Raw genomic sequence first — 16,305 nt, forward strand, 5'->3', positions numbered from 1 at the left:
GCTACCTGCGCAGTCTCTACCCGCCCGAGATCCGTATCGCGATCGTGCTCGATAACTTCTCCCCGCACCTGACCACGAAGAAGGACACCCGGGTCGGCGACTGGGCCGCAGCCAGCAACGTCGAGTTCGCCTACACGCCGACCAACAGTTCCTGGCTGAACCGCATCGAAGCCCAGTTCACCGCCCTGCGCTACTTCGCACTCGACGGCACCGACCACGCCAGCCACAAGGAGCAGGGCAGCATGATCCGCCGATACATCATCTGGCGGAACCAGCACGCGGCCGACGAACGCCTACGCGAGATCGTGAACAGGGCAAACGTTGCTTGATGCGGCACTAGGTCGCCGGGACGACCGTCTCCACGATCCGTTCCACCAGGCCCTCCGGGACCTTCACCTCCGGCAGGACTCCCTCCAGCGCACCGGGCAGCGTCAGGTGCTCCAGCAGCAGCCCCAGCATCGCCAGGTAGAGCACCGTGACCGTCTCGTCGCCACCCGGTAGGCCCGCCTCGCGGTGGAACCGGATGCCCTCGTCCAGGTCCGCCCGGACCGACCTGGTGTAGGAGGCGCGGAGTTCGGGGTGGCGGGTGGCCTCCAGGCGCATTTCCAGAAGGGCCAGATAGCCCGTGCGGTCATGGGTCGCGCGGGCCATCAGGTCGTGCATGAACGCCGCGACCAGGGAACGGTCCTTCGGCCGGGTCAGCAGTTCGGCGAGCTTGTCCGGGTCCGGGGCCAGCCGTGCGTGGAGGCGGGTGTCGATCTGCTTCAGCAGGTCGACACGGTCCGTGAAGTAGTTCGAGGCCGTCCCCACGGGGACCCCCGCCTCGGTGTCGACCGCGCGGAACGTCAGCCCGCGTGCTCCCTCGCGGGCGAGCACCTCGACCCCCGCGTCCACGAGCGCGGCCCGGCGCTCCGGATTGCTGACCATCGCGGAATCTCCCCTCCCAGTTGCGTCCGACTCGGAAGGCCAAAAATACCCTTGCAACCACTACAAGTGAAGCACTACAACTGACGTGGTTCACCGCCAGAGCGCAGCCCACGAAAAGAGACCCGCTTGCGAAAGCTCACGTACTTCATCGCCTGCACCATCGACGGCTTCATCGGGGACGAGAGCGGCGACGCGTCGTTCATGTACCGGTTCGTGGACGAGGAGCTCCTCTCCTACCTCAGGACCGCGTACCCGGAGACGATCTCGGCCCAGGGCCGCAGGGCGCTCGGCATCCACGACCTGGAGCACAAGAGGTTCGACACGGTCGTCCAGGGCCGCGGCAGCTACGAGGTGGCCCTGAAGCAGGGCATCACCTGCCCGTACGACCACCTGCGCGAATACGTCGCCTCGCGCGCCCTCACCGAGTCGCCCGACCCGCATGTCGAGATCATCGGCAAGGACCTGGTCGCCAAGGTGCGCGAACTGAAGGCGGAGGACAGCCGGTTCGGCATCTACCTGTGCGGCGGCTCCCGGCTCGCGGGCGAACTCCACGACGAGATCGACGAACTCGTCATCAAGACGTACCCCGTCGTGCTCGGCACCGGCATGCCGATGTTCGGTTCCGGTTTCCCCATCACCGAGTTCACGCTCGACGAGGTGCGCGTCTTCGGCAACGGCGTCGTGGTGCGGACGTACGGCAGGAAACGCTGAGGGAAGCGCCCGCGGCCCCTTCGTCCTACCCTGAGGACATGGACAGCGACGAACGCGTCTGTCCCGTCTGCGGACAGCCGGTCGAGACAGTCGTACGGCGTCACAAGACGCTCGGTGCGTGGGTCCCCGTGTGGACGGGCGGCCCGTGCCGCAACCCGGAGTGCGAGGCGTACGCCGGTCAGGGTGCCGGGTCCGGCGAGGACCACGGTGGCGCTCCCGCCGCGAAAAGTTCCTGAACCTATGTCGAGAATCCGTCCCCGGCTCCGACGTCCCCGGTGAGAGTCAACCGAAGCCGAAGGAGCGGAATCATGAAGTACCTGGTCATGGTGCAGGGAACACAGGCCGACTACGACGCCATGCGCGGCAAGGGCTCCGAGCACTCCCCGGCCTGGAGCGAGCAGGAGATCCAGACGATGTACGCCTTCATGAGCGCCGTCAACGACGACCTGTCCGAGACCGGCGAGATGGTCGACGGCCAGGGCCTCGCCGAGCCCGACAGGATCCGGCACGTCAGCCGGGGCGCGGACGGCAAGGCCGTGATCACCGACGGGCCGTACAGCGAGACCAAGGAGCTGCTCTGCGGCTACTGGGTGCTGGAGTGCGAGAGTCTGGAGCGCGTCACGGAGATCGCCGAGCGCATCGCCCAGTGCCCCCAGCCCGCCGGCGCCCCCGAGTACCCCGTGGTGATCCGGCCCATCCTGGACGGCGCCGGGGACATCTGAGGACCGTGCGACCGACGAGCCCGACCGAGGACCTGCTGCGCCTGCACGCGCCGCAGGTCCTCGGCGCGCTGGTCAGGCGGTACGGCCGTTTCGACGCCGCCGAGGACGCCGTACAGGAGGCACTGCTGGCCGCGGCCGGGCAGTGGCCGTCGGCGGGGGTGCCGGACAATCCGCGCGGGTGGCTCATCAAGGTGGCCTCGCGGCGGCTGACCGACATGCTGCGCGCGGAGGAGGCCCGGCGGGCGCGGGAGGAGCGGGTGGCGGCGCTGAGCGTGCGCGACACGGCGGTCGCCGACCGGGCCCCGCGCGAGGACGACACTCTGTCCCTGCTGTTCCTGTGCTGCCATCCGCAGCTGTCCCCGTCCGCGCAGATCGCGCTCACCCTGCGCGCGGTCGGCGGTCTGACCACGGCGGAGATCGCCCGGGCGTATCTGGTCCCCGAGGCGACCATGGCGCAGCGCGTCAGCCGGGCCAAGCAGAAGGTCCGGGGCGTCGGCTTCGGGCGGCCCGACAACTGGGAGGAACGGCTGCCCGCCGTCCTGCACACCCTCTACCTGATCTTCAACGAGGGCCATACGGCGACCTCAGGACCGGCCCTCCAGCGGCGCGACCTCGCCGGCGAGGCGATCCGGCTGACCCGCGCCGTCCACCGCCTCCTCCCCGACGACTGCGAGATCGCGGGCCTGCTTGCCCTGATGCTGCTCACGGACGCCCGCCGCGACGCCCGCACCGGCCCGGACGGCGACCTGGTCCCCCTCGACGAACAGGACCGCGCCCGGTGGGACAGGGCGGCGATCGAGGAGGGCGTCGCCCTGGTCACCCGGGCGCTGGCCCGCCGCCGGGCCGGGCCCTATCAGATCCGCGCGGCCACCGCCGCCGTGCACGACGAGGCGCCCTCGCCGGAGGCGACCGACTGGCAAGAGATCCTCGGGCTCTACGACGTTCTCGTACGGCTCGTGCCGGGACCCGTGGAGCGGCTGAACCGGGCGGTCGCGGTCGCGATGGTGCACGGGCCGCGGGCCGGGCTCGCGGAACTGGACTCGCTCACCGGCGAGTTGGGGCACCGCCTGGACGCCGTACGCGGGCATCTGCTGGAGCGGGCCGGTGCGTACGAGGAGGCGCGGGCCGCGTACGAGTCGGCGGCCGGGAAGACCCTCAGCCTGCCCGAGCAGCGGTATCTGCGGCGGCGGGCGGCCCGGCTGAGGCCTTAACGTGTCGGCATGTCCACAGCGAACCTCATCGTGCACCTGACCGAACGCTCCCTGTGGGAGGAGGCCCGCGCCCGGGGCACGTACGAGATCTCGACGCGCGGCCGGACCCTCCAGGAGGAGGGGTTCATCCACTGCTCGACGCGCGAGCAGCTGCCCGGCACGGCCGCGCGCTTCTTCGCCGGTGTGCCGGACCTGGTGGTCCTCGTCATCGACCCCGCCCGGCTCGACGTACCGCTGAAGTACGAGGCCCCCGCGCCCGGCGCCGAGGAGTTCCCGCACGTCTACGGGCCGATCCCGGTGGACGCGGTCGTCGACGTGGAGCCGTGGGGGTGAGTGGTCGCCGTCGGGTACGGGCGTGGGCCGTGGCGGTCTGGGGGGCTCTCGTGGTCGTCGTGGGTGGGCTCACGCTCTGGCTTCAGGACTCGGCGGAGCCGCCGGGGCCGTACGTATGGGAGAGGGCGAGTCCGACGCCCTCGCTCCCGGAAGGGTGGGAGACGGCGTGCTCCCGCTCCACGCCCGACGCGCAGGGCCGGACCCTCTGCTTCCTCAGGACCCGCTAGGCAGCCCCCCCGTCTCAGGGTCCCGCCCCGTCAGGCAGTACAGGCCGCCCGCCGGGTCCCTCATCACCGTCCATCTCCTGCCCTCGGCGACGAACTCGGCGCCCAGGCGCTCGTGTTCGGCCCGGGTCGCCTCGATGTCCGCGCAGGCGAGGTCCAGATGGGCGGCGGCCGGGCGTTCCTCGTCGAGGCGCTGGAGGAGGATGCGGACCGGTAGGCCGGCCGGCGGCTTGAGGACATGGAATTCGGGCAGTGCGCCGGGCAGCGACTCCCAGTCGGGCAACAGGGCGGCCCAGAAAGCGACTTCCGCCTCGTGGAGGGAGGGCGGGATGTCCAGGCAGACCTGGTCGAGACGGCTGCCGCGGATCACCGGCGGGCGGGTCGACTGCCCGCGCCAGGGATCGGCGCAGAACAACTGGCCGGCGGGGGAGCGGAGCACCACCAGCGTGCCCTGATCGGCGACCACGTGCGCGCCGAGCGCCTGCGCCGCCTTCGCGAACTTCCGTACGTCGTCCACGCAGAAGTCGAGATGGGCGCCGCCGGGCCCGGAGGCGACGGCCTGGGCCTTGACGCAGGCGTCGGCGCCGCCGGGCGGCACGAGGGTCACGAACTCCCGCCGCTCGCCCCGGGGTTCGGACAACCGTGTGCCCGTGGCGCCGGCCCAGAAGTCGCAGGCCTGCGCGAAGCGGGCCACGGGCCGGTCAACGAAGGCGTACGTCCAGCGGGTAGTCATGCGGTGATCGTAGGCCCCCTACTTCGGCACCTCCATGAACCGCAGCATGTTCCCCGCCGGATCCCGGAACGCACAGTCCCGCACCCCGTACGGCATGTCCGTGGGCTCCTGGATGACGTCGGCCCCCGACTCCCGGACCCGGGCGAACAGCGCGTCACAGTCGGTGGTGGTGAAGTTGACCCCGCGCAGCAAGCCCTTGGCCAGCAGCCGTGCCATCGCCTCCTTGTCCGCGGGGGACGCGTCCGGGTCCGCGGCGGGCGGCTCCAGCACGATGTCCACGTCCGGCTGGAGCGGCGAGCCGACCGTCACCCAGCGCATGCCCTCGTACCCGACGTCGCCCCGCACCTCCATGCCCAGGACGTCCCGGTAGAACGCGATCGCCTTGTCGTGGTCGTCCACGGCGATGAAGCAGTTCTTGAGTTTGATGTCCATGGCTTCACGTTAGGCCCGTCGGGGCCTGGTGTGCCTGCGGACCACGCACGGCGGGATCCCCGCGATCTCCTCGTGGGTGCGGGCGCGGTAGGCGCTCGGCGTCTCACCCACCAGTTCGGTGAAGCGCGAGCTGAAGGAGCCGAGCGAGGTGCACCCCACGGCCATGCAGACCTCGGTGACGGACAGGTCGCCCCGCCGCAGCAGCGCCTTCGCGCGCTCGATGCGCCGGGTCATCAGATAGCCGTACGGCGTCTCCCCGAACTCCGCGCGGAAACTGCGCTGGAAGTGGCCCGGGGACATCAGCGCGGTGCGGGCGAGGGCGGGCACGTCGAGCGGCTCGGTGTACTCGCGGTCCATCCGGTCCCGCGCCTGCCGCAGCCGCACCAGGTCCTCGACGCTCACCATCACGCCAGCATCGCACGATGGTCACCAGCTGGGCGCAGGGACCTGGAACGGGCTTTGCCTCGCGTTCGTCTTCCGTACGGAAGCGCTTGCTCCCATGAAGGCATGGACCACATCACGTTCCTCGTGGCGGTCGTCATCGTCACGGCTCTGGCCTTCGACTTCACCAACGGATTCCACGACACCGCGAACGCGATGGCGACGTCCATCGCGACCGGCGCACTGAAACCCCGGACCGCGGTCCTGATCAGCGGCGTGCTGAACGTCGTCGGCGCCTTCCTGTCCACCGAGGTCGCCAAGACGATCTCCGGAGGCATCGTGGACGACACCCTGGTCTCGCCCGGGATGATCTTCGCGGGGCTGGTCGGAGCGATTCTCTGGAACCTGCTGACCTGGCTGGTCGGCCTGCCGTCGAGCTCGTCGCACGCCCTGTTCGGCGGACTGATCGGCGCGGTGTGGGTCGGCGCCGGCTCCCACGGCGTGCACGCCGACAAGGTGGTCGAGAAGATCCTGATCCCCGCGGTGGCCTCGCCGGTGGTGGCGGGCGTGGCGGCGCTGATCGCCACCTACCTCGCCTACAAGCTCACCGCCCGCGCCCGCAAGGACTCGGTGACCAAGGGCTTCCGGCTCGGCCAGATCGCCTCCGCCTCCCTTGTCTCCCTCGCGCACGGCACCAATGACGCCCAGAAGACCATGGGCGTCATCACGCTGACCCTGATCTCGGCGGGCGCGCTCGGCCATGACGCCGGACCGCCGGTCTGGGTCATCGCCTCCGCGGGGCTCGCGATCGGTCTCGGCACCTACATCGGCGGCTGGCGGATCATCCGCACGATGGGCAAGGGCCTCACGGAGATCCAGTCCCCGCAGGGCTTCGCCGCCGAGACCGCGTCCACCACGGTCATCCTGACCTCCGCCCACCTCGGTTTCGCCCTGTCGACCACCCAGGTCGCCTCGGGCAGCATCCTCGGTGCGGGCCTCGGCCGGAAGCTCGCGGAGGTCCGCTGGGGCATCGCCGGGCGCATGGTCGCGGCCTGGCTGATCACCCTGCCGGCCGCCGCGCTGGTCGGCGGCATCTCCGCGAGTGCCGTCAAGCACGGCGGCAACTTCGGCACGGTCGTGGTCGCGCTGGTCGGAGCCGCCGTCGCCGCGGGCATCGTGCTGCTCTCGCGCCGCAACCCGGTGAGCGCGCACAACGTCAACGACCACCACGAGGTCCCCGTCCGCACCGCGGCGCCGACCAGCGTCGGCACGGCCGCCTGAGCCCCTTGGGAGTTCCTGCCATGAGCATCGACTGGACCGCACTCGGCCAGGTCACCGCGGTGAGCGTCGGCGTCACCATCGCCGTGGTCGTGGTCTTCGCCCTCGGGGTACTCGGTCTCGCCCGCTTCGAGGGGGCGCGGGAGGACGGGGGCGGTGGAACGTCCACGATCGGCATCGCCCAGGCCGGCCTGTGCTTCCTCGCCTGCGCGGCGGTGGTGGCGTACGGCATCTATCTGATCGTGCCGCAGTTCCACTGATCCACCGAGAGGAGAGGGGAGCAGGGTGACCCCGCTGCTGACCGACCTGAAAGTCGACTACACCGACCCCGACGACCCCGTGCTGATCCGTCCGGACGGCAGCCCGATCGACACCTGGCGGGAGAACTACCCCTACGCGCACCGCATGGAGCGCAAGGAGTACGACTGGCACAAGCGGCTCCAGCAGATCGAACTGCTGAAGCTCCAGAGCTGGATCAAGGAGACCGGGCGCCGGCTCGTCATCGTCTTCGAGGGACGGGACGCGGCCGGCAAGGGCGGCACCATCAAGCGCTTCACGGAGCACCTGAACCCCCGGGGCGCACGCGTGGTCGCACTGGAGAAGCCGAACGAGCGTGAACGCGGACAGTGGTACTTCCAGCGGTACGTCGAACATCTGCCGACCGCGGGCGAGATCGTGCTGTTCGACCGGTCCTGGTACAACCGGGCCGGTGTGGAGCGGGTCATGGGCTTCTGCTCCGACGACGAGTACCGGCGCTTCATGCGGCAGGCCCCGCTGTTCGAGCGGATGCTCGTCGACGACGGCGTGGACCTGCTGAAGTTCTGGTTCTCGGTCTCCCAGGGCGAGCAGCGCACCCGCTTCACCATCCGTCAGATCGATCCCGTACGGCAGTGGAAGCTCAGCCCGATGGACCTTGCCTCCCTGGACCGCTGGGACGACTACACCGCCGCGAAGGTCGCCATGTTCCGTGAGACGGACACCCAGTTCGCGCCCTGGACGGTGGTCAAGAGCAACGACAAGAAGCGGGCCCGCGTCGAGGCCATGCGCAGTGTGCTGGCCCGCTTCGACTACACCGACAAGGACGACGAGGTCGTCGGCACGCCCGATCCGCGGGTCGTGGGCGCGGCGGCGGGACTCCTGGAGGCGGGCGAGGCCTAAGGGTCCACGCGGCCGGGTGTCGGAGCACAAGGGGAGCGACCGCGCCTGAGTACCCGTACTCAGGCCGGGGTGCTGTCCGGCTCTGGCACGCGCGCCGCGGCTTCTCGATGATGCGATTCACCGCGTCGAAGGAGGAGCCCATGGTTCGTGACCTGCAGCTGCGCTCAGCCACTCCGGAGGATCTCGACTGGATCCACGAACTGCGCCACCGGGTGTACGCACAGGAGTTGGGCCAGCACCCGCCGGATCCGGCGGGGCGGCTGCGCGACGGTCTCGACGGTGGCAACGTCTACCTCGTCGCGGCGCGCGGCACGACCCGCATCGGCTTCGTCAGCCTGACCCCGCCCTGGCTGGGGCGGTTCGGACTGGACAAGTACCTGACCCGCGACGAACTGCCCGCGCTGGGCGGCCACGACGTGTTCGAGGTGCGCATCCTCACCGTGGAGCCGCGCTGGCGCAGCACCTCGGCGGCCCCCCTGCTGATGTACGCGGCGCTGCGCTGGATCGCCTCCCGCGGTGGGCGCCGGGTGGTGGCGATGGGACGTACCGAGGTGCTCGACCTGTACCGGGCCGTCGGCCTGCGCCCGGTCGGCCGTACCGTCCGCGGCGGCGCGGTGACGTTCGAAGTGCTGACCGGCGAGGTGCCCGAGCTAGCGAGGCGGGCGAGGGAGCGGTACGGCAGCGCGCTGGAGCGGTTGCGGTCCGTGGTGGACTGGCGGCTGGACATGCCGTTCGCGCCCCGGCCGGACGGCTGCGAGCACGGCGGTGCCTCGTTCACCGCCGTCGGCACGGACTTCCGCACCCTGCACCGGCGGCACGACATCGTCATGGCCGATGTGCTCGACGCCTGGTTCCCGCCGGCCCCCGGAGCCCGGGCGGCCCTCGCGGAGGACCCGGCCTGGACCGCCCGTACCTCGCCGCCGTCCGGTGCCGAGGGCCTGTCGGCGGAGATCGCCGCTCTTAGGCGGCTGCCCGCGGAGACGCTGGCGGTGGGCGCCGGTTCCTCCGACCTGATCTTCCGGGCGTTCGGCCGCCGGCTGACCCCGCGGAGCCGGGTGCTGCTGACCGACCCGTGCTACGGCGAGTACGCCCATGTCACGGAGCGGGTGATCGGATGCCGGGTGGACCGGTTCCCGCTGCGCCGCGAGGACGGCTGGCGGATCGACCCGGAGCGGCTGGCCGCCGCCGTCGACTCCGGCCGCTACGACCTCGTGGTGGTGGTCAACCCGAACAACCCGACGGGGCGGCACGCGCCGGCGTCCGGGTTGCGCGCGCTCATCGAGGCCGCGCCGGACCGTACGCACTGGTGGATCGACGAGGCGTACCTGGGCTATGTGGGCCTGGAGGAGTCACTGGCCGGCCTCGCCGCGACGGACCCGCGGGTGACCGTCTGCACCTCGCTGTCGAAGATGTACGCGCTGTCCGGACTGCGGGCCGCGTACGCGGTGGCCGAACCCGCCACCGCGGCGGAACTGCGCCGGTGGACCCCGCCCTGGCCGGTGAGTCTCCCGGCCCAGCTGGCCGCCGTAGCGGCGCTGCGCGACCCTGAGTACTACCGCGACCGCTGGCTCGCCACGCACACCCTGCGCCGCCGGCTGGCCGCGGACCTCGCCGCGGCGGCGCCGGAGGTGACGGTCGAGGAGTCGGTGGCGAACTTCCTCGCGATCACCCTGCCGCCGGGCGGACCGAGCGCCGCGCGGCTGGTGACCGAGTGCCGCCGCCAGGGGGTGTACCTGCGCGACCTGTCGCCGCTGTCGCCGCAGTACGAGGGGCGCACCGTGCGCATCGCGGTCCGGGACACCGCCGAGAACGCCCGCATCGTGGCGGCCTGCCGGGCCGCCCTGGACGCGCTGCGGCCGGCGCCCGCCGCGCTCGTGGCGCAGCCCACGGGGGCCGGTGGAACCGCCCGATGACCACCATGGCCTCGATGACGCCCTGGCTCGGCGGGGCGCTGGCCCTGGGCGGTGTCGCGGTGGCGGCCTCCGGGCGCCGCCAGCTGATGGTCCGGTGGTGCGCCTGGGCGGTCGGGGTGCCGCTGGTCACCGCGGCCTTCTGGTGGGGCGAGCCGGGCATCGCGGCCGTCGCCGTGGTGGTCGGGGTGATCGCGGTGCTGGAGTTCGGCGGGCTGATGCTGCTGGGCCGGGTGGACCGTGCGGTGCTGGCCGCGGCGGTGGCGGGGGTGGTGCTGACCGTCTGGCTGGCGCCCGGAGAGGTGCTGCGGGCGCTGGCGGTCGGGGCGCTGGCGGTGGCCGCGGTGCCGTTGCTGGGCGGCGACGCCGACCAGGGACTGCGCCGGCTCGGCGCCGGGCTGCTCGGGCTGGCCTGGCTGAGCGTGCCGGCCGCGCTGGTGCCGCTCGGGGCGACCGGGCTGGCGCTGTTCGTGGCGGTCTCGGTCGCCGACATCACGGCGTACTTCGCCGGGCGCCGGCTGGGCGGGCCGCGGTTGTCGCCGCTGTCCCCGGCCAAGCGGTGGAGCGGGACCCTGGCGGGGGCCGCGGCCGGGCTCGGTGTGCTCGCCGTACTGTCCGTGCTGAGCTGGCCGACGGCCATCGCCGTGGCGGTCGGCGGACCCGCCGGTGACCTGCTGGAATCCATGATCAAGAGAGGGGCGCGGGTCAAGGACGCCGGCCACTGGCTGCCGGGCTCCGGCGGCCTGCTGGACCGGATCGACTCCCTGCTCGTGGCACTGGCGGTGCTGCTCGTGCTGAGCTGACGTGCCGTAACCCGGCACGAAGAAGGGGCTCGCCGGTATCGAGCCGGCCGAGCCCCTTTCCGTACGCTCGTCGACCTAGGCCTTCTTGGTCTCCCAGAAGATCTTGTCGATCTGGGCGATGTAGTCCAGAGCCTTCTGACCGGTGGCCGGGTCGGTCGACGCCTTGGCGGCCGAGAGGGCCTTGAGGGCGTCGTTGACCAGCTGGTGCAGCTCCGGGTACTTCTCGAAGTGCGGGGGCTTGAAGTAGTCGCTCCAGAGCACGGAAACGTGGTGCTTCGCGAGCTCGGCGCGCTGCTCCTTGATGACCGTGGCACGCGCCTGGAAGTGCGGGTCGTCGTTGGCGGCCATCTTCTCCTGCACGGCCTTCACCGACTCCGCCTCGATGCGGGCCTGGGCCGGGTCGTACACACCGCAGGGCAGGTCGCAGTGTGCGCTGACCTTGACCTTGGGGGCAAACAGGCGGGAAAGCATGGAGCATTCCTTCCTCGTGATCGTCTTCTCAGGTGCGACATTACTCCCTGAGAGAGCCGAATTCGCGGGTGCCCCCATGGGCTTAGGACAAAAGTCCGGGGTCAGACTGAGACTGGTGGATGAACGTACCGGGGAGGTGCCGGGGATGCCGGAGCTGTCGCAGGAGACCGAGCGGGAGAGGTCGTTGCTGCCTTTCGTGGGGGTGGCCGAGGTGACCGGGCCCTCGATGGTGCCCACGCTCCGGCACGGGGACCAACTGGTCGTGCACTGGGGGGCCAGGGTGGTCCCCGGCGACATCGTGGTCCTGCGGCATCCCTTCCAGCAGGACCTGCTCGTCGTCAAGCGGGCCGTGGAGCGGCGTGAGGGCGGCTGGTGGGTGCTCGGGGACAACGCGTTCGCGGGCGGCGACAGCACGGACTACGGCGTCGTACCGGAGGAACTCGTGCTGGGCAAGGCCCGGCTCAGGTACCGGCCGTTCGGGCCCGCTCAGCGCTCGCCGCTGGCCGCCGTGCGCTGGGCGCTGTCCGCCGTAAGGCCCGTCCTGCCGGACCGGTCGGCCTCCAGGCGTTTGCGGGCGCGGTAGGCGGCCACGTTGGCGCGGGTGGCGCAGCGGTCGGAGCAGTAGCGCCGGGAGCGGTTGGTCGAGGTGTCGAGGTAGGCGTTGCGGCAGGGTGCGGCCTCGCACAGGCCGAGCCGGTCCACGCCGTACTCGGTGAGATGGAAGGCCAGGCCCATCGCCGCGATCGCCGCGTACCCGGCGGTGGCGTTGGACGGGTGGTCCGCCAGGTGCATGTGCCACAGCGGGCGGCCGTCGTCGTCGCGGAAGTCGTGCCCGGAGATCTGCGGGCTCACCGGGAACTCCAGCAGGAGCGAGTTCAGCAGGTCCACCGCGAGCGTCTCGTCGCCGCCGTCCGCCGCCTCGAAGACCGACCGCAGCCGGGCCCGGACCGAACGGAACCGGGTGACGTCGGCGTCGGTGGCGCGGCGGGCGCCCGTGCCGTTGCCGCCGAACAGGTCGCGGACGGCCTCCACCGAGGTCAGGGTGTCCTTGCCCCGGGCCGGGTCCTCGCTGTTGACCAGACGTACGGCGTAGTCCGAGTAATAGGCCAGTTCCACTTGTAGTCCTTACGGAGGCGTTCTATCGTCGTGGTGCGGTCGGGTAACAGCTGATCGTGCTTCCAGGGTATTACGACAGTGAGTGGACAGGGGGCTCCCATGACAACTGGTGTCGGAACCGACTGGCAGGCCTGGCAGGAGAGCTGGGACCGGCAGCAGGAGTGGTACATGCCGGACCGCGAGGAGCGGTTCCGGGTCATGCTGGACATGGTCGAGGCCCTCGTCGGGCCCCGGCCGCGCGTGCTCGACCTCGCGTGCGGCACAGGGAGTATCACGGCCAGGCTGCTCGCCCGGTTCCCCGAGGCCACCAGCACCGGGGTGGACCTCGACCCGGCGCTTCTCGCCATCGCCGAGGGCACCTTCGCGGACGACGAGCGGGTCACCCTCGTCACGGCCGACCTCAAGGACCCGGAGTGGCCCTCGAAGCTGCCGTACGACTCCTACGACGCCGTCCTGACCGCCACGGCCCTGCACTGGCTGCACAGCGAACCCCTCGCGGCCCTCTACGGCCAGGTCGCGGAACTCGTCCGCGACGGCGGTGTCTTCATGAACGCCGATCACATGATCGACGAGGCCACGCCCCGGATCAACGCGGCCGAACGCGCGCAGCGCCACGCGCAGATGGATCAGGCCAAGCGGGACGGCGCCCTCGACTGGGCCGCATGGTGGCAGGTCGCCGCCGAGGACCCCGTCCTCGCCGGACCGACGGCGCGCCGCTTCGAGATCTACGGCGAGCACGCCGACGGCGACATGCCGTCCGCCGCGTGGCACGCACGCGTGCTGCGCGAGAAGGGGTTCGGGGAGGCCCGGCCGGTGTGGTGCTCGCCCTCGGACACGCTGCTGCTCGCGCTCAAGTAGGCGCCCATGCGAAAGGGGCGGTACGGGAATCCCGTACCGCCCCTTCGGCGTCGTACTGCTAGAGGACCTTCGACAGGAACGCCTGGGTGCGCTCGTGCTGAGGGTTCGTCAGGACCTCGCGGGGGTCGCCGGACTCGACGACCACGCCGCCGTCCATGAAGACCAGGCTGTCGCCGACCTCACGGGCGAAGCCCATCTCATGGGTGACCACGACCATCGTCATGCCGGACTCGGCGAGATCGCGCATGACGTCGAGGACGTCACCGACCAGCTCCGGGTCCAGGGCCGAGGTCGGCTCGTCGAAGAGCATCAGCTTCGGGTCCATCGCGAGCGCCCGGGCGATCGCCACCCGCTGCTGCTGGCCGCCGGAGAGCTGGGCGGGGTAGCTGCCCGCCTTGTCGGCCAGGCCGACCTTCTCGAGCAGCTCCCGCGCGCGCTCCCGGGCCTGGGCCCGGCTGGTGCCCTTGACCTGGACCGGCGCCTCCATGACGTTCTCGGCGGCCGTCATGTGCGGGAACAGGTTGAACCGCTGGAACACCATGCCGATGTCCCGGCGCTGGCGCGCGACCTCGCTGTCCTTGAGCTCGTACAGCTTGTCCGCCTTCTGGCGGTAGCCGACCAGCTCGCCGTCGACGTAGAGCCGGCCGGCGTTGATCTTCTCCAGGTGGTTGATGCACCGCAGGAAGGTCGACTTGCCGGAGCCCGAGGGGCCGATGAGGCAGAAGACCTCGCCCTGCTTCACTTCCAGGTCGATGCCCTTGAGGACCTCGACCAGGCCGTACGACTTGTGGACGCTCTCGGCCCTGACCATGGCCGTCATGCCGCACCCCCCTGGGGACTCCGGAGCGACAGCAGGTTCGCCCTGATCTTCTGGAACGGCGTCGGCGGCAGGTTACGGGACGAACCGCGGGCGAAACGGCGCTCCAGGTAGTACTGGAAGACGCTGAACACGCTGGTCATGACCAGGTACCAGATGGACGCCACGAACAGCATCTCCATCACGGCGTACGAGGTCGAGCCGATCGTCGAGGTGGCGCGCAGCAGTTCGTTGTACGTCACCGCGTACACCAGCGACGAGGTCTTCAGCATGTTGATGAACTCGTTGCCGGTCGGCGGCACGATCACGCGCATCGCCTGCGGGATCACGATCCGGCGCAGCGTCTTGCCGTGGCTCATGCCGAGCGCGTGCGCGGCCTCCGTCTGGCCCTCGTCGACGGCCATCAGACCGGCGCGGCAGATCTCCGCCATGTACGCGGCCTCGTTGAGGCCGAGGCCCAGCAGGGCGCACATGAACGGGGTCATCACGTCCGTCATCTCGTCCTTGTAGATCGGACCGAGATTCAGCATCGGGAAGATCAGCGCCAGGTTGAACCAGAGGAGGAGCTGGACGTAGACCGGGGTTCCGCGGAAGAACCAGATGTAGGCCCACGCCACCCAGCTCGTCACCGGGTTCTTGGAGAGCCGCATCACGGCCAGCAGGACGCCGAGGACCACGCCCACGATCATCGCGAGAACGCTGATCAGCAGGGTGCGGCCGGCACCCGCGAGAACCGTGGAGTCGAACAGCTTGTCGCCGACCGCGCTCCACTGGATCTTCTCGGCGGTGGCGAACGCGTTGACCAGCAGGGCCACCAGCGCCAGCACGATGACCGCGCTGACGTAGCGGCCGTAGTGGCGGACCGGGATGGCCTTGATGGTCTCCGGCGCGAGGGAGGCCCGCGGTGGCGTGTCCGCCGGCTCCTTGTCGATCTTGTCAGTCACCGTGACTGCCCTTCAGTGGTACGGGGTCCGTCACTTGCCGCCGTTGATCGCGGACTTGTCGACGGCGCCGGTCTGGGCGCCCCACTTGTCCAGGACCTTCTTGTACGTGCCGTCCTGGATGATGGCGTTCACGGCCGCCTCCAGGGCGCTCGTGAGCTCCTTGTTGTCCTTGTTCACGGCGATGCCGAAGGGACCGGCGTCGACCTGCTCGCCGACGACCTCGAAGGCGTTGCCGCCATCGGCCTTGCGGGCGATGTCGACGGCGACCGGGTAGTCGTTGACGCCCGCGACGGCGCCGCCCGACTTCACGCGGGTCTGGGCCTCGGTGTCGTTGTCGAACGCCTCGATGTCGAGCTTCTTCTTGCCGGCCGTCGTGCACGCCTTGGACTGCTTCTGCAGGGCCTGCTCATAGGTCGTGCCGTGCTGCACGGCGACCTTCTGGCCGCAGAGGTCCTCGATCGAGCCGATCTTCTTCGGGTTGCCCTTCTGGACGTAGATGGCGGTGCCGGCCGTGAAGTAGTCGACGAAGTCGACACCCGGGCCCAGCTTCTTGCCCTTGTCGTCCAGACCCTCCTGGCGCGCCTTGGTGTCCGTGATGGAGGAGATGGCGACGTCGTAGCGCCCGGAGTTCAGGGAGCTGATCAGGCCGTCGAAGGAGCCCGAGGTGAACTGGAACTCCACACCGAGCTGCTTGCCCAGGGCGGCCGCGATGTCGGGGTCGACACCGACGATCTTGCCGCCCTCCTGGTACTCCATGGGGGCGTACTCGGCGTTGGTGCCGACCTTGATGACACCCGCCTTCTGGATCTTCGCGGGCAGCTTGTCGAACAGCGGGGCCTTGCTGGACGACGCCGACTCATTGGTGCTGCTGCCGCCGCTGTCCGTCTGGTCACCGCAACCGGTGAGAATCAGGGCGCCTGCGACCGCGATCGCACCTACCGCGGCTGTCCTGGTGCGCGCGACGGTCGTACGACGGGTGGAGCTTGCGGTCATGGTGGGTTCCTCCGGCGGATGGGTGGAGTTGCCGATGGGCGGGGCGGCTGCCGATCGGTCGGCAGCGCTGCCTTCATTCCTCAGGTCGACGAGAGCACACGCCTTCGAGTGTCGCGACCTCGTGTGATGACGGCATCTTGCCATTCGGACTGGACCATTCTGGGGGCCGGTCATGTCAAAATCGGATAACGGGTGACTCCCGAACCGCACCATGTCTGTACATCACGACCGGACCATCTGCGGGAATCTGGCATTCCGGCCGGAAGATCTTCGGCGCGAATCG

Annotated in this window: 22 protein-coding genes; 13 read left to right on the forward strand and 9 right to left on the reverse strand. The window is 70.4% G+C overall.

The genetic code is table 11. From position 1 onward, the window contains the following. The coding region (locus H293_RS0140675) for a transposase (protein WP_020123520.1) at positions 1–329 on the forward strand (329 nt) is incomplete at its 5' end. Between the two features lie 7 nt (positions 330–336). Here H293_RS0140675 and H293_RS0140680 read toward each other — a convergent pair. Further along, a complete protein-coding gene (locus H293_RS0140680) occupies positions 337–927 on the reverse strand; it encodes a TetR/AcrR family transcriptional regulator (RefSeq protein WP_020123521.1) in 591 nt (196 codons plus the stop codon). A 126-nt stretch (positions 928–1,053) separates the two neighbouring features. Here H293_RS0140680 and H293_RS0140685 point away from each other — a divergent pair, with 126 nt between their 5' ends. The 5 genes from H293_RS0140685 to H293_RS0140705 all read left to right on the forward strand — a co-directional run bounded on the left by H293_RS0140685 (position 1,054) and on the right by H293_RS0140705 (position 3,904). Then, the gene (locus H293_RS0140685; protein WP_020123522.1) at positions 1,054–1,638 is read left to right on the forward strand and encodes a dihydrofolate reductase family protein; all 585 of its coding nucleotides are present in this window, start codon (positions 1,054–1,056) and stop codon (positions 1,636–1,638) included. Between the two features lie 38 nt (positions 1,639–1,676). After that, positions 1,677–1,874 (forward strand): hypothetical protein, encoded by a 198-nt coding sequence (locus H293_RS0140690; RefSeq protein WP_020123523.1) that lies wholly within the window; start codon positions 1,677–1,679, stop codon positions 1,872–1,874. Between the two features lie 72 nt (positions 1,875–1,946). After that, on the forward strand, positions 1,947–2,360 hold the full coding sequence (locus H293_RS0140695) for a YciI family protein (protein ID WP_020123524.1): 414 nt from the start codon (positions 1,947–1,949) through the stop codon (positions 2,358–2,360). Positions 2,361–2,365: 5 nt separating this feature from the next. Continuing rightward, on the forward strand, positions 2,366–3,571 hold the full coding sequence (locus H293_RS0140700) for an RNA polymerase sigma factor (RefSeq protein ID WP_020123525.1): 1,206 nt from the start codon (positions 2,366–2,368) through the stop codon (positions 3,569–3,571). Positions 3,572–3,580: 9 nt separating this feature from the next. Further along, positions 3,581–3,904 carry a DUF952 domain-containing protein gene (locus H293_RS0140705; protein ID WP_020123526.1) on the forward strand — a complete coding sequence of 108 codons (324 nt, stop codon included), beginning with the start codon at positions 3,581–3,583 and terminating at the stop codon, positions 3,902–3,904. A gap of 213 nt (positions 3,905–4,117) precedes the next feature. On the opposite strand, the gene H293_RS0140715 is transcribed toward H293_RS0140705, so the two are convergent. Genes H293_RS0140715 through H293_RS0140725 form a run of 3 tightly spaced genes read right to left on the reverse strand, consistent with a single transcriptional unit; the run spans position 4,118 to position 5,698 of the window. Beyond that, positions 4,118–4,861, reverse strand: coding sequence for a VOC family protein (locus H293_RS0140715; protein ID WP_020123528.1), 744 nt, complete (start codon positions 4,859–4,861; stop codon positions 4,118–4,120). An 18-nt stretch (positions 4,862–4,879) separates the two neighbouring features. Then, complete coding sequence (locus tag H293_RS0140720) at positions 4,880–5,293, reverse strand: VOC family protein (protein ID WP_007384639.1); 414 nt, start codon at positions 5,291–5,293, stop codon at positions 4,880–4,882. Positions 5,294–5,302: 9 nt separating this feature from the next. Then, positions 5,303–5,698 (reverse strand): helix-turn-helix transcriptional regulator, encoded by a 396-nt coding sequence (locus tag H293_RS0140725; protein ID WP_020123529.1) that lies wholly within the window; start codon positions 5,696–5,698, stop codon positions 5,303–5,305. Positions 5,699–5,800: 102 nt separating this feature from the next. Here H293_RS0140725 and H293_RS0140730 point away from each other — a divergent pair, with 102 nt between their 5' ends. The 5 genes from H293_RS0140730 to H293_RS0140750 all read left to right on the forward strand — a co-directional run bounded on the left by H293_RS0140730 (position 5,801) and on the right by H293_RS0140750 (position 10,823). Then, positions 5,801–6,955 (forward strand): inorganic phosphate transporter, encoded by a 1,155-nt coding sequence (locus H293_RS0140730; protein ID WP_020123530.1) that lies wholly within the window; start codon positions 5,801–5,803, stop codon positions 6,953–6,955. Positions 6,956–6,975: 20 nt separating this feature from the next. Next, on the forward strand, positions 6,976–7,212 hold the full coding sequence (locus H293_RS0140735; RefSeq protein ID WP_020123531.1) for a hypothetical protein: 237 nt from the start codon (positions 6,976–6,978) through the stop codon (positions 7,210–7,212). Between the two features lie 25 nt (positions 7,213–7,237). Beyond that, on the forward strand, positions 7,238–8,110 hold the full coding sequence (ppk2, locus tag H293_RS0140740) for a polyphosphate kinase 2 (protein ID WP_007384643.1): 873 nt from the start codon (positions 7,238–7,240) through the stop codon (positions 8,108–8,110). A 140-nt stretch (positions 8,111–8,250) separates the two neighbouring features. After that, positions 8,251–10,023 carry a pyridoxal phosphate-dependent aminotransferase gene (locus tag H293_RS0140745; protein WP_020123532.1) on the forward strand — a complete coding sequence of 591 codons (1,773 nt, stop codon included), beginning with the start codon at positions 8,251–8,253 and terminating at the stop codon, positions 10,021–10,023. Continuing rightward, positions 10,020–10,823, forward strand: a complete 804-nt coding sequence (locus H293_RS0140750) for a phosphatidate cytidylyltransferase (RefSeq protein WP_020123533.1) — start codon at positions 10,020–10,022, stop codon at positions 10,821–10,823. The genes H293_RS0140745 and H293_RS0140750 overlap by 4 nt, the downstream gene beginning before the upstream one ends. A gap of 75 nt (positions 10,824–10,898) precedes the next feature. Here H293_RS0140750 and sodN read toward each other — a convergent pair whose 3' ends face one another. Continuing rightward, complete coding sequence (sodN, locus tag H293_RS0140755; RefSeq protein WP_020123534.1) at positions 10,899–11,294, reverse strand: superoxide dismutase, Ni; 396 nt, start codon at positions 11,292–11,294, stop codon at positions 10,899–10,901. 145 nt (positions 11,295–11,439) lie between these two features. Here sodN and sodX point away from each other — a divergent pair, with 145 nt between their 5' ends. Continuing rightward, positions 11,440–11,877 (forward strand): nickel-type superoxide dismutase maturation protease, encoded by a 438-nt coding sequence (gene sodX / locus H293_RS0140760; RefSeq protein WP_028808626.1) that lies wholly within the window; start codon positions 11,440–11,442, stop codon positions 11,875–11,877. Here the strand turns inward: sodX and H293_RS0140765 are convergent. Further along, positions 11,781–12,410: a CGNR zinc finger domain-containing protein gene (locus tag H293_RS0140765; RefSeq protein WP_020123535.1), complete on the reverse strand. Its 630-nt coding sequence runs from the start codon at positions 12,408–12,410 to the stop codon at positions 11,781–11,783. The two genes, sodX and H293_RS0140765, sit on opposite strands and share 97 nt — an antisense overlap. A 99-nt stretch (positions 12,411–12,509) precedes the next feature. Between H293_RS0140765 and H293_RS0140770 the strand changes: the two genes are divergently transcribed. Further along, entirely contained in the window at positions 12,510–13,268 is a 759-nt protein-coding gene (locus H293_RS0140770) for a class I SAM-dependent methyltransferase (RefSeq protein ID WP_020123536.1), read from the forward strand. A gap of 58 nt (positions 13,269–13,326) precedes the next feature. Here H293_RS0140770 and H293_RS0140775 read toward each other — a convergent pair whose 3' ends face one another. The 3 genes from H293_RS0140775 to H293_RS0140785 are packed head-to-tail and all read right to left on the reverse strand — an operon-like array spanning position 13,327 to position 16,022. After that, positions 13,327–14,088, reverse strand: coding sequence for an amino acid ABC transporter ATP-binding protein (locus H293_RS0140775; RefSeq protein WP_020123537.1), 762 nt, complete (start codon positions 14,086–14,088; stop codon positions 13,327–13,329). Next, entirely contained in the window at positions 14,085–15,029 is a 945-nt protein-coding gene (locus H293_RS0140780) for an amino acid ABC transporter permease (protein ID WP_020123538.1), read from the reverse strand. Before H293_RS0140780 ends, H293_RS0140775 begins: the two co-directional genes overlap by 4 nt. 30 nt (positions 15,030–15,059) lie before the next feature. After that, on the reverse strand, positions 15,060–16,022 hold the full coding sequence (locus H293_RS0140785) for an ABC transporter substrate-binding protein (protein WP_020123539.1): 963 nt from the start codon (positions 16,020–16,022) through the stop codon (positions 15,060–15,062). Between the last annotated feature and the right edge of the window lie 283 nt (positions 16,023–16,305).

Origin of the sequence: Streptomyces canus 299MFChir4.1 (assembly GCF_000383615.1) — a bacterium.
GTDB lineage: Bacteria > Actinomycetota > Actinomycetes > Streptomycetales > Streptomycetaceae > Streptomyces > Streptomyces canus_C.

What these genes read in the sequence shown, in the direction of transcription:
- H293_RS0140680 (WP_020123521.1), bottom strand. Translation starts at nt 927, where the DNA reads ATGGTCAGCAATCCGGAGCGCCGGGCCGCGCTCGTGGACGCGGGGGTC.
- H293_RS0140690 (WP_020123523.1), top strand. Translation starts at nt 1,677, where the DNA reads ATGGACAGCGACGAACGCGTCTGTCCCGTCTGCGGACAGCCGGTCGAG.
- H293_RS0140695 (WP_020123524.1), top strand. Translation starts at nt 1,947, where the DNA reads ATGAAGTACCTGGTCATGGTGCAGGGAACACAGGCCGACTACGACGCC.
- H293_RS0140705 (WP_020123526.1), top strand. Translation starts at nt 3,581, where the DNA reads ATGTCCACAGCGAACCTCATCGTGCACCTGACCGAACGCTCCCTGTGG.
- H293_RS0140715 (WP_020123528.1), bottom strand. Translation starts at nt 4,861, where the DNA reads ATGACTACCCGCTGGACGTACGCCTTCGTTGACCGGCCCGTGGCCCGC.
- H293_RS0140720 (WP_007384639.1), bottom strand. Translation starts at nt 5,293, where the DNA reads ATGGACATCAAACTCAAGAACTGCTTCATCGCCGTGGACGACCACGAC.
- H293_RS0140725 (WP_020123529.1), bottom strand. Translation starts at nt 5,698, where the DNA reads ATGGTGAGCGTCGAGGACCTGGTGCGGCTGCGGCAGGCGCGGGACCGG.
- H293_RS0140730 (WP_020123530.1), top strand. Translation starts at nt 5,801, where the DNA reads ATGGACCACATCACGTTCCTCGTGGCGGTCGTCATCGTCACGGCTCTG.
- H293_RS0140735 (WP_020123531.1), top strand. Translation starts at nt 6,976, where the DNA reads ATGAGCATCGACTGGACCGCACTCGGCCAGGTCACCGCGGTGAGCGTC.
- H293_RS0140745 (WP_020123532.1), top strand. Translation starts at nt 8,251, where the DNA reads ATGGTTCGTGACCTGCAGCTGCGCTCAGCCACTCCGGAGGATCTCGAC.
- H293_RS0140750 (WP_020123533.1), top strand. Translation starts at nt 10,020, where the DNA reads ATGACCACCATGGCCTCGATGACGCCCTGGCTCGGCGGGGCGCTGGCC.
- sodN (WP_020123534.1), bottom strand. Translation starts at nt 11,294, where the DNA reads ATGCTTTCCCGCCTGTTTGCCCCCAAGGTCAAGGTCAGCGCACACTGC.
- sodX (WP_028808626.1), top strand. Translation starts at nt 11,440, where the DNA reads ATGCCGGAGCTGTCGCAGGAGACCGAGCGGGAGAGGTCGTTGCTGCCT.
- H293_RS0140770 (WP_020123536.1), top strand. Translation starts at nt 12,510, where the DNA reads ATGACAACTGGTGTCGGAACCGACTGGCAGGCCTGGCAGGAGAGCTGG.
- H293_RS0140775 (WP_020123537.1), bottom strand. Translation starts at nt 14,088, where the DNA reads ATGACGGCCATGGTCAGGGCCGAGAGCGTCCACAAGTCGTACGGCCTG.
- H293_RS0140785 (WP_020123539.1), bottom strand. Translation starts at nt 16,022, where the DNA reads ATGACCGCAAGCTCCACCCGTCGTACGACCGTCGCGCGCACCAGGACA.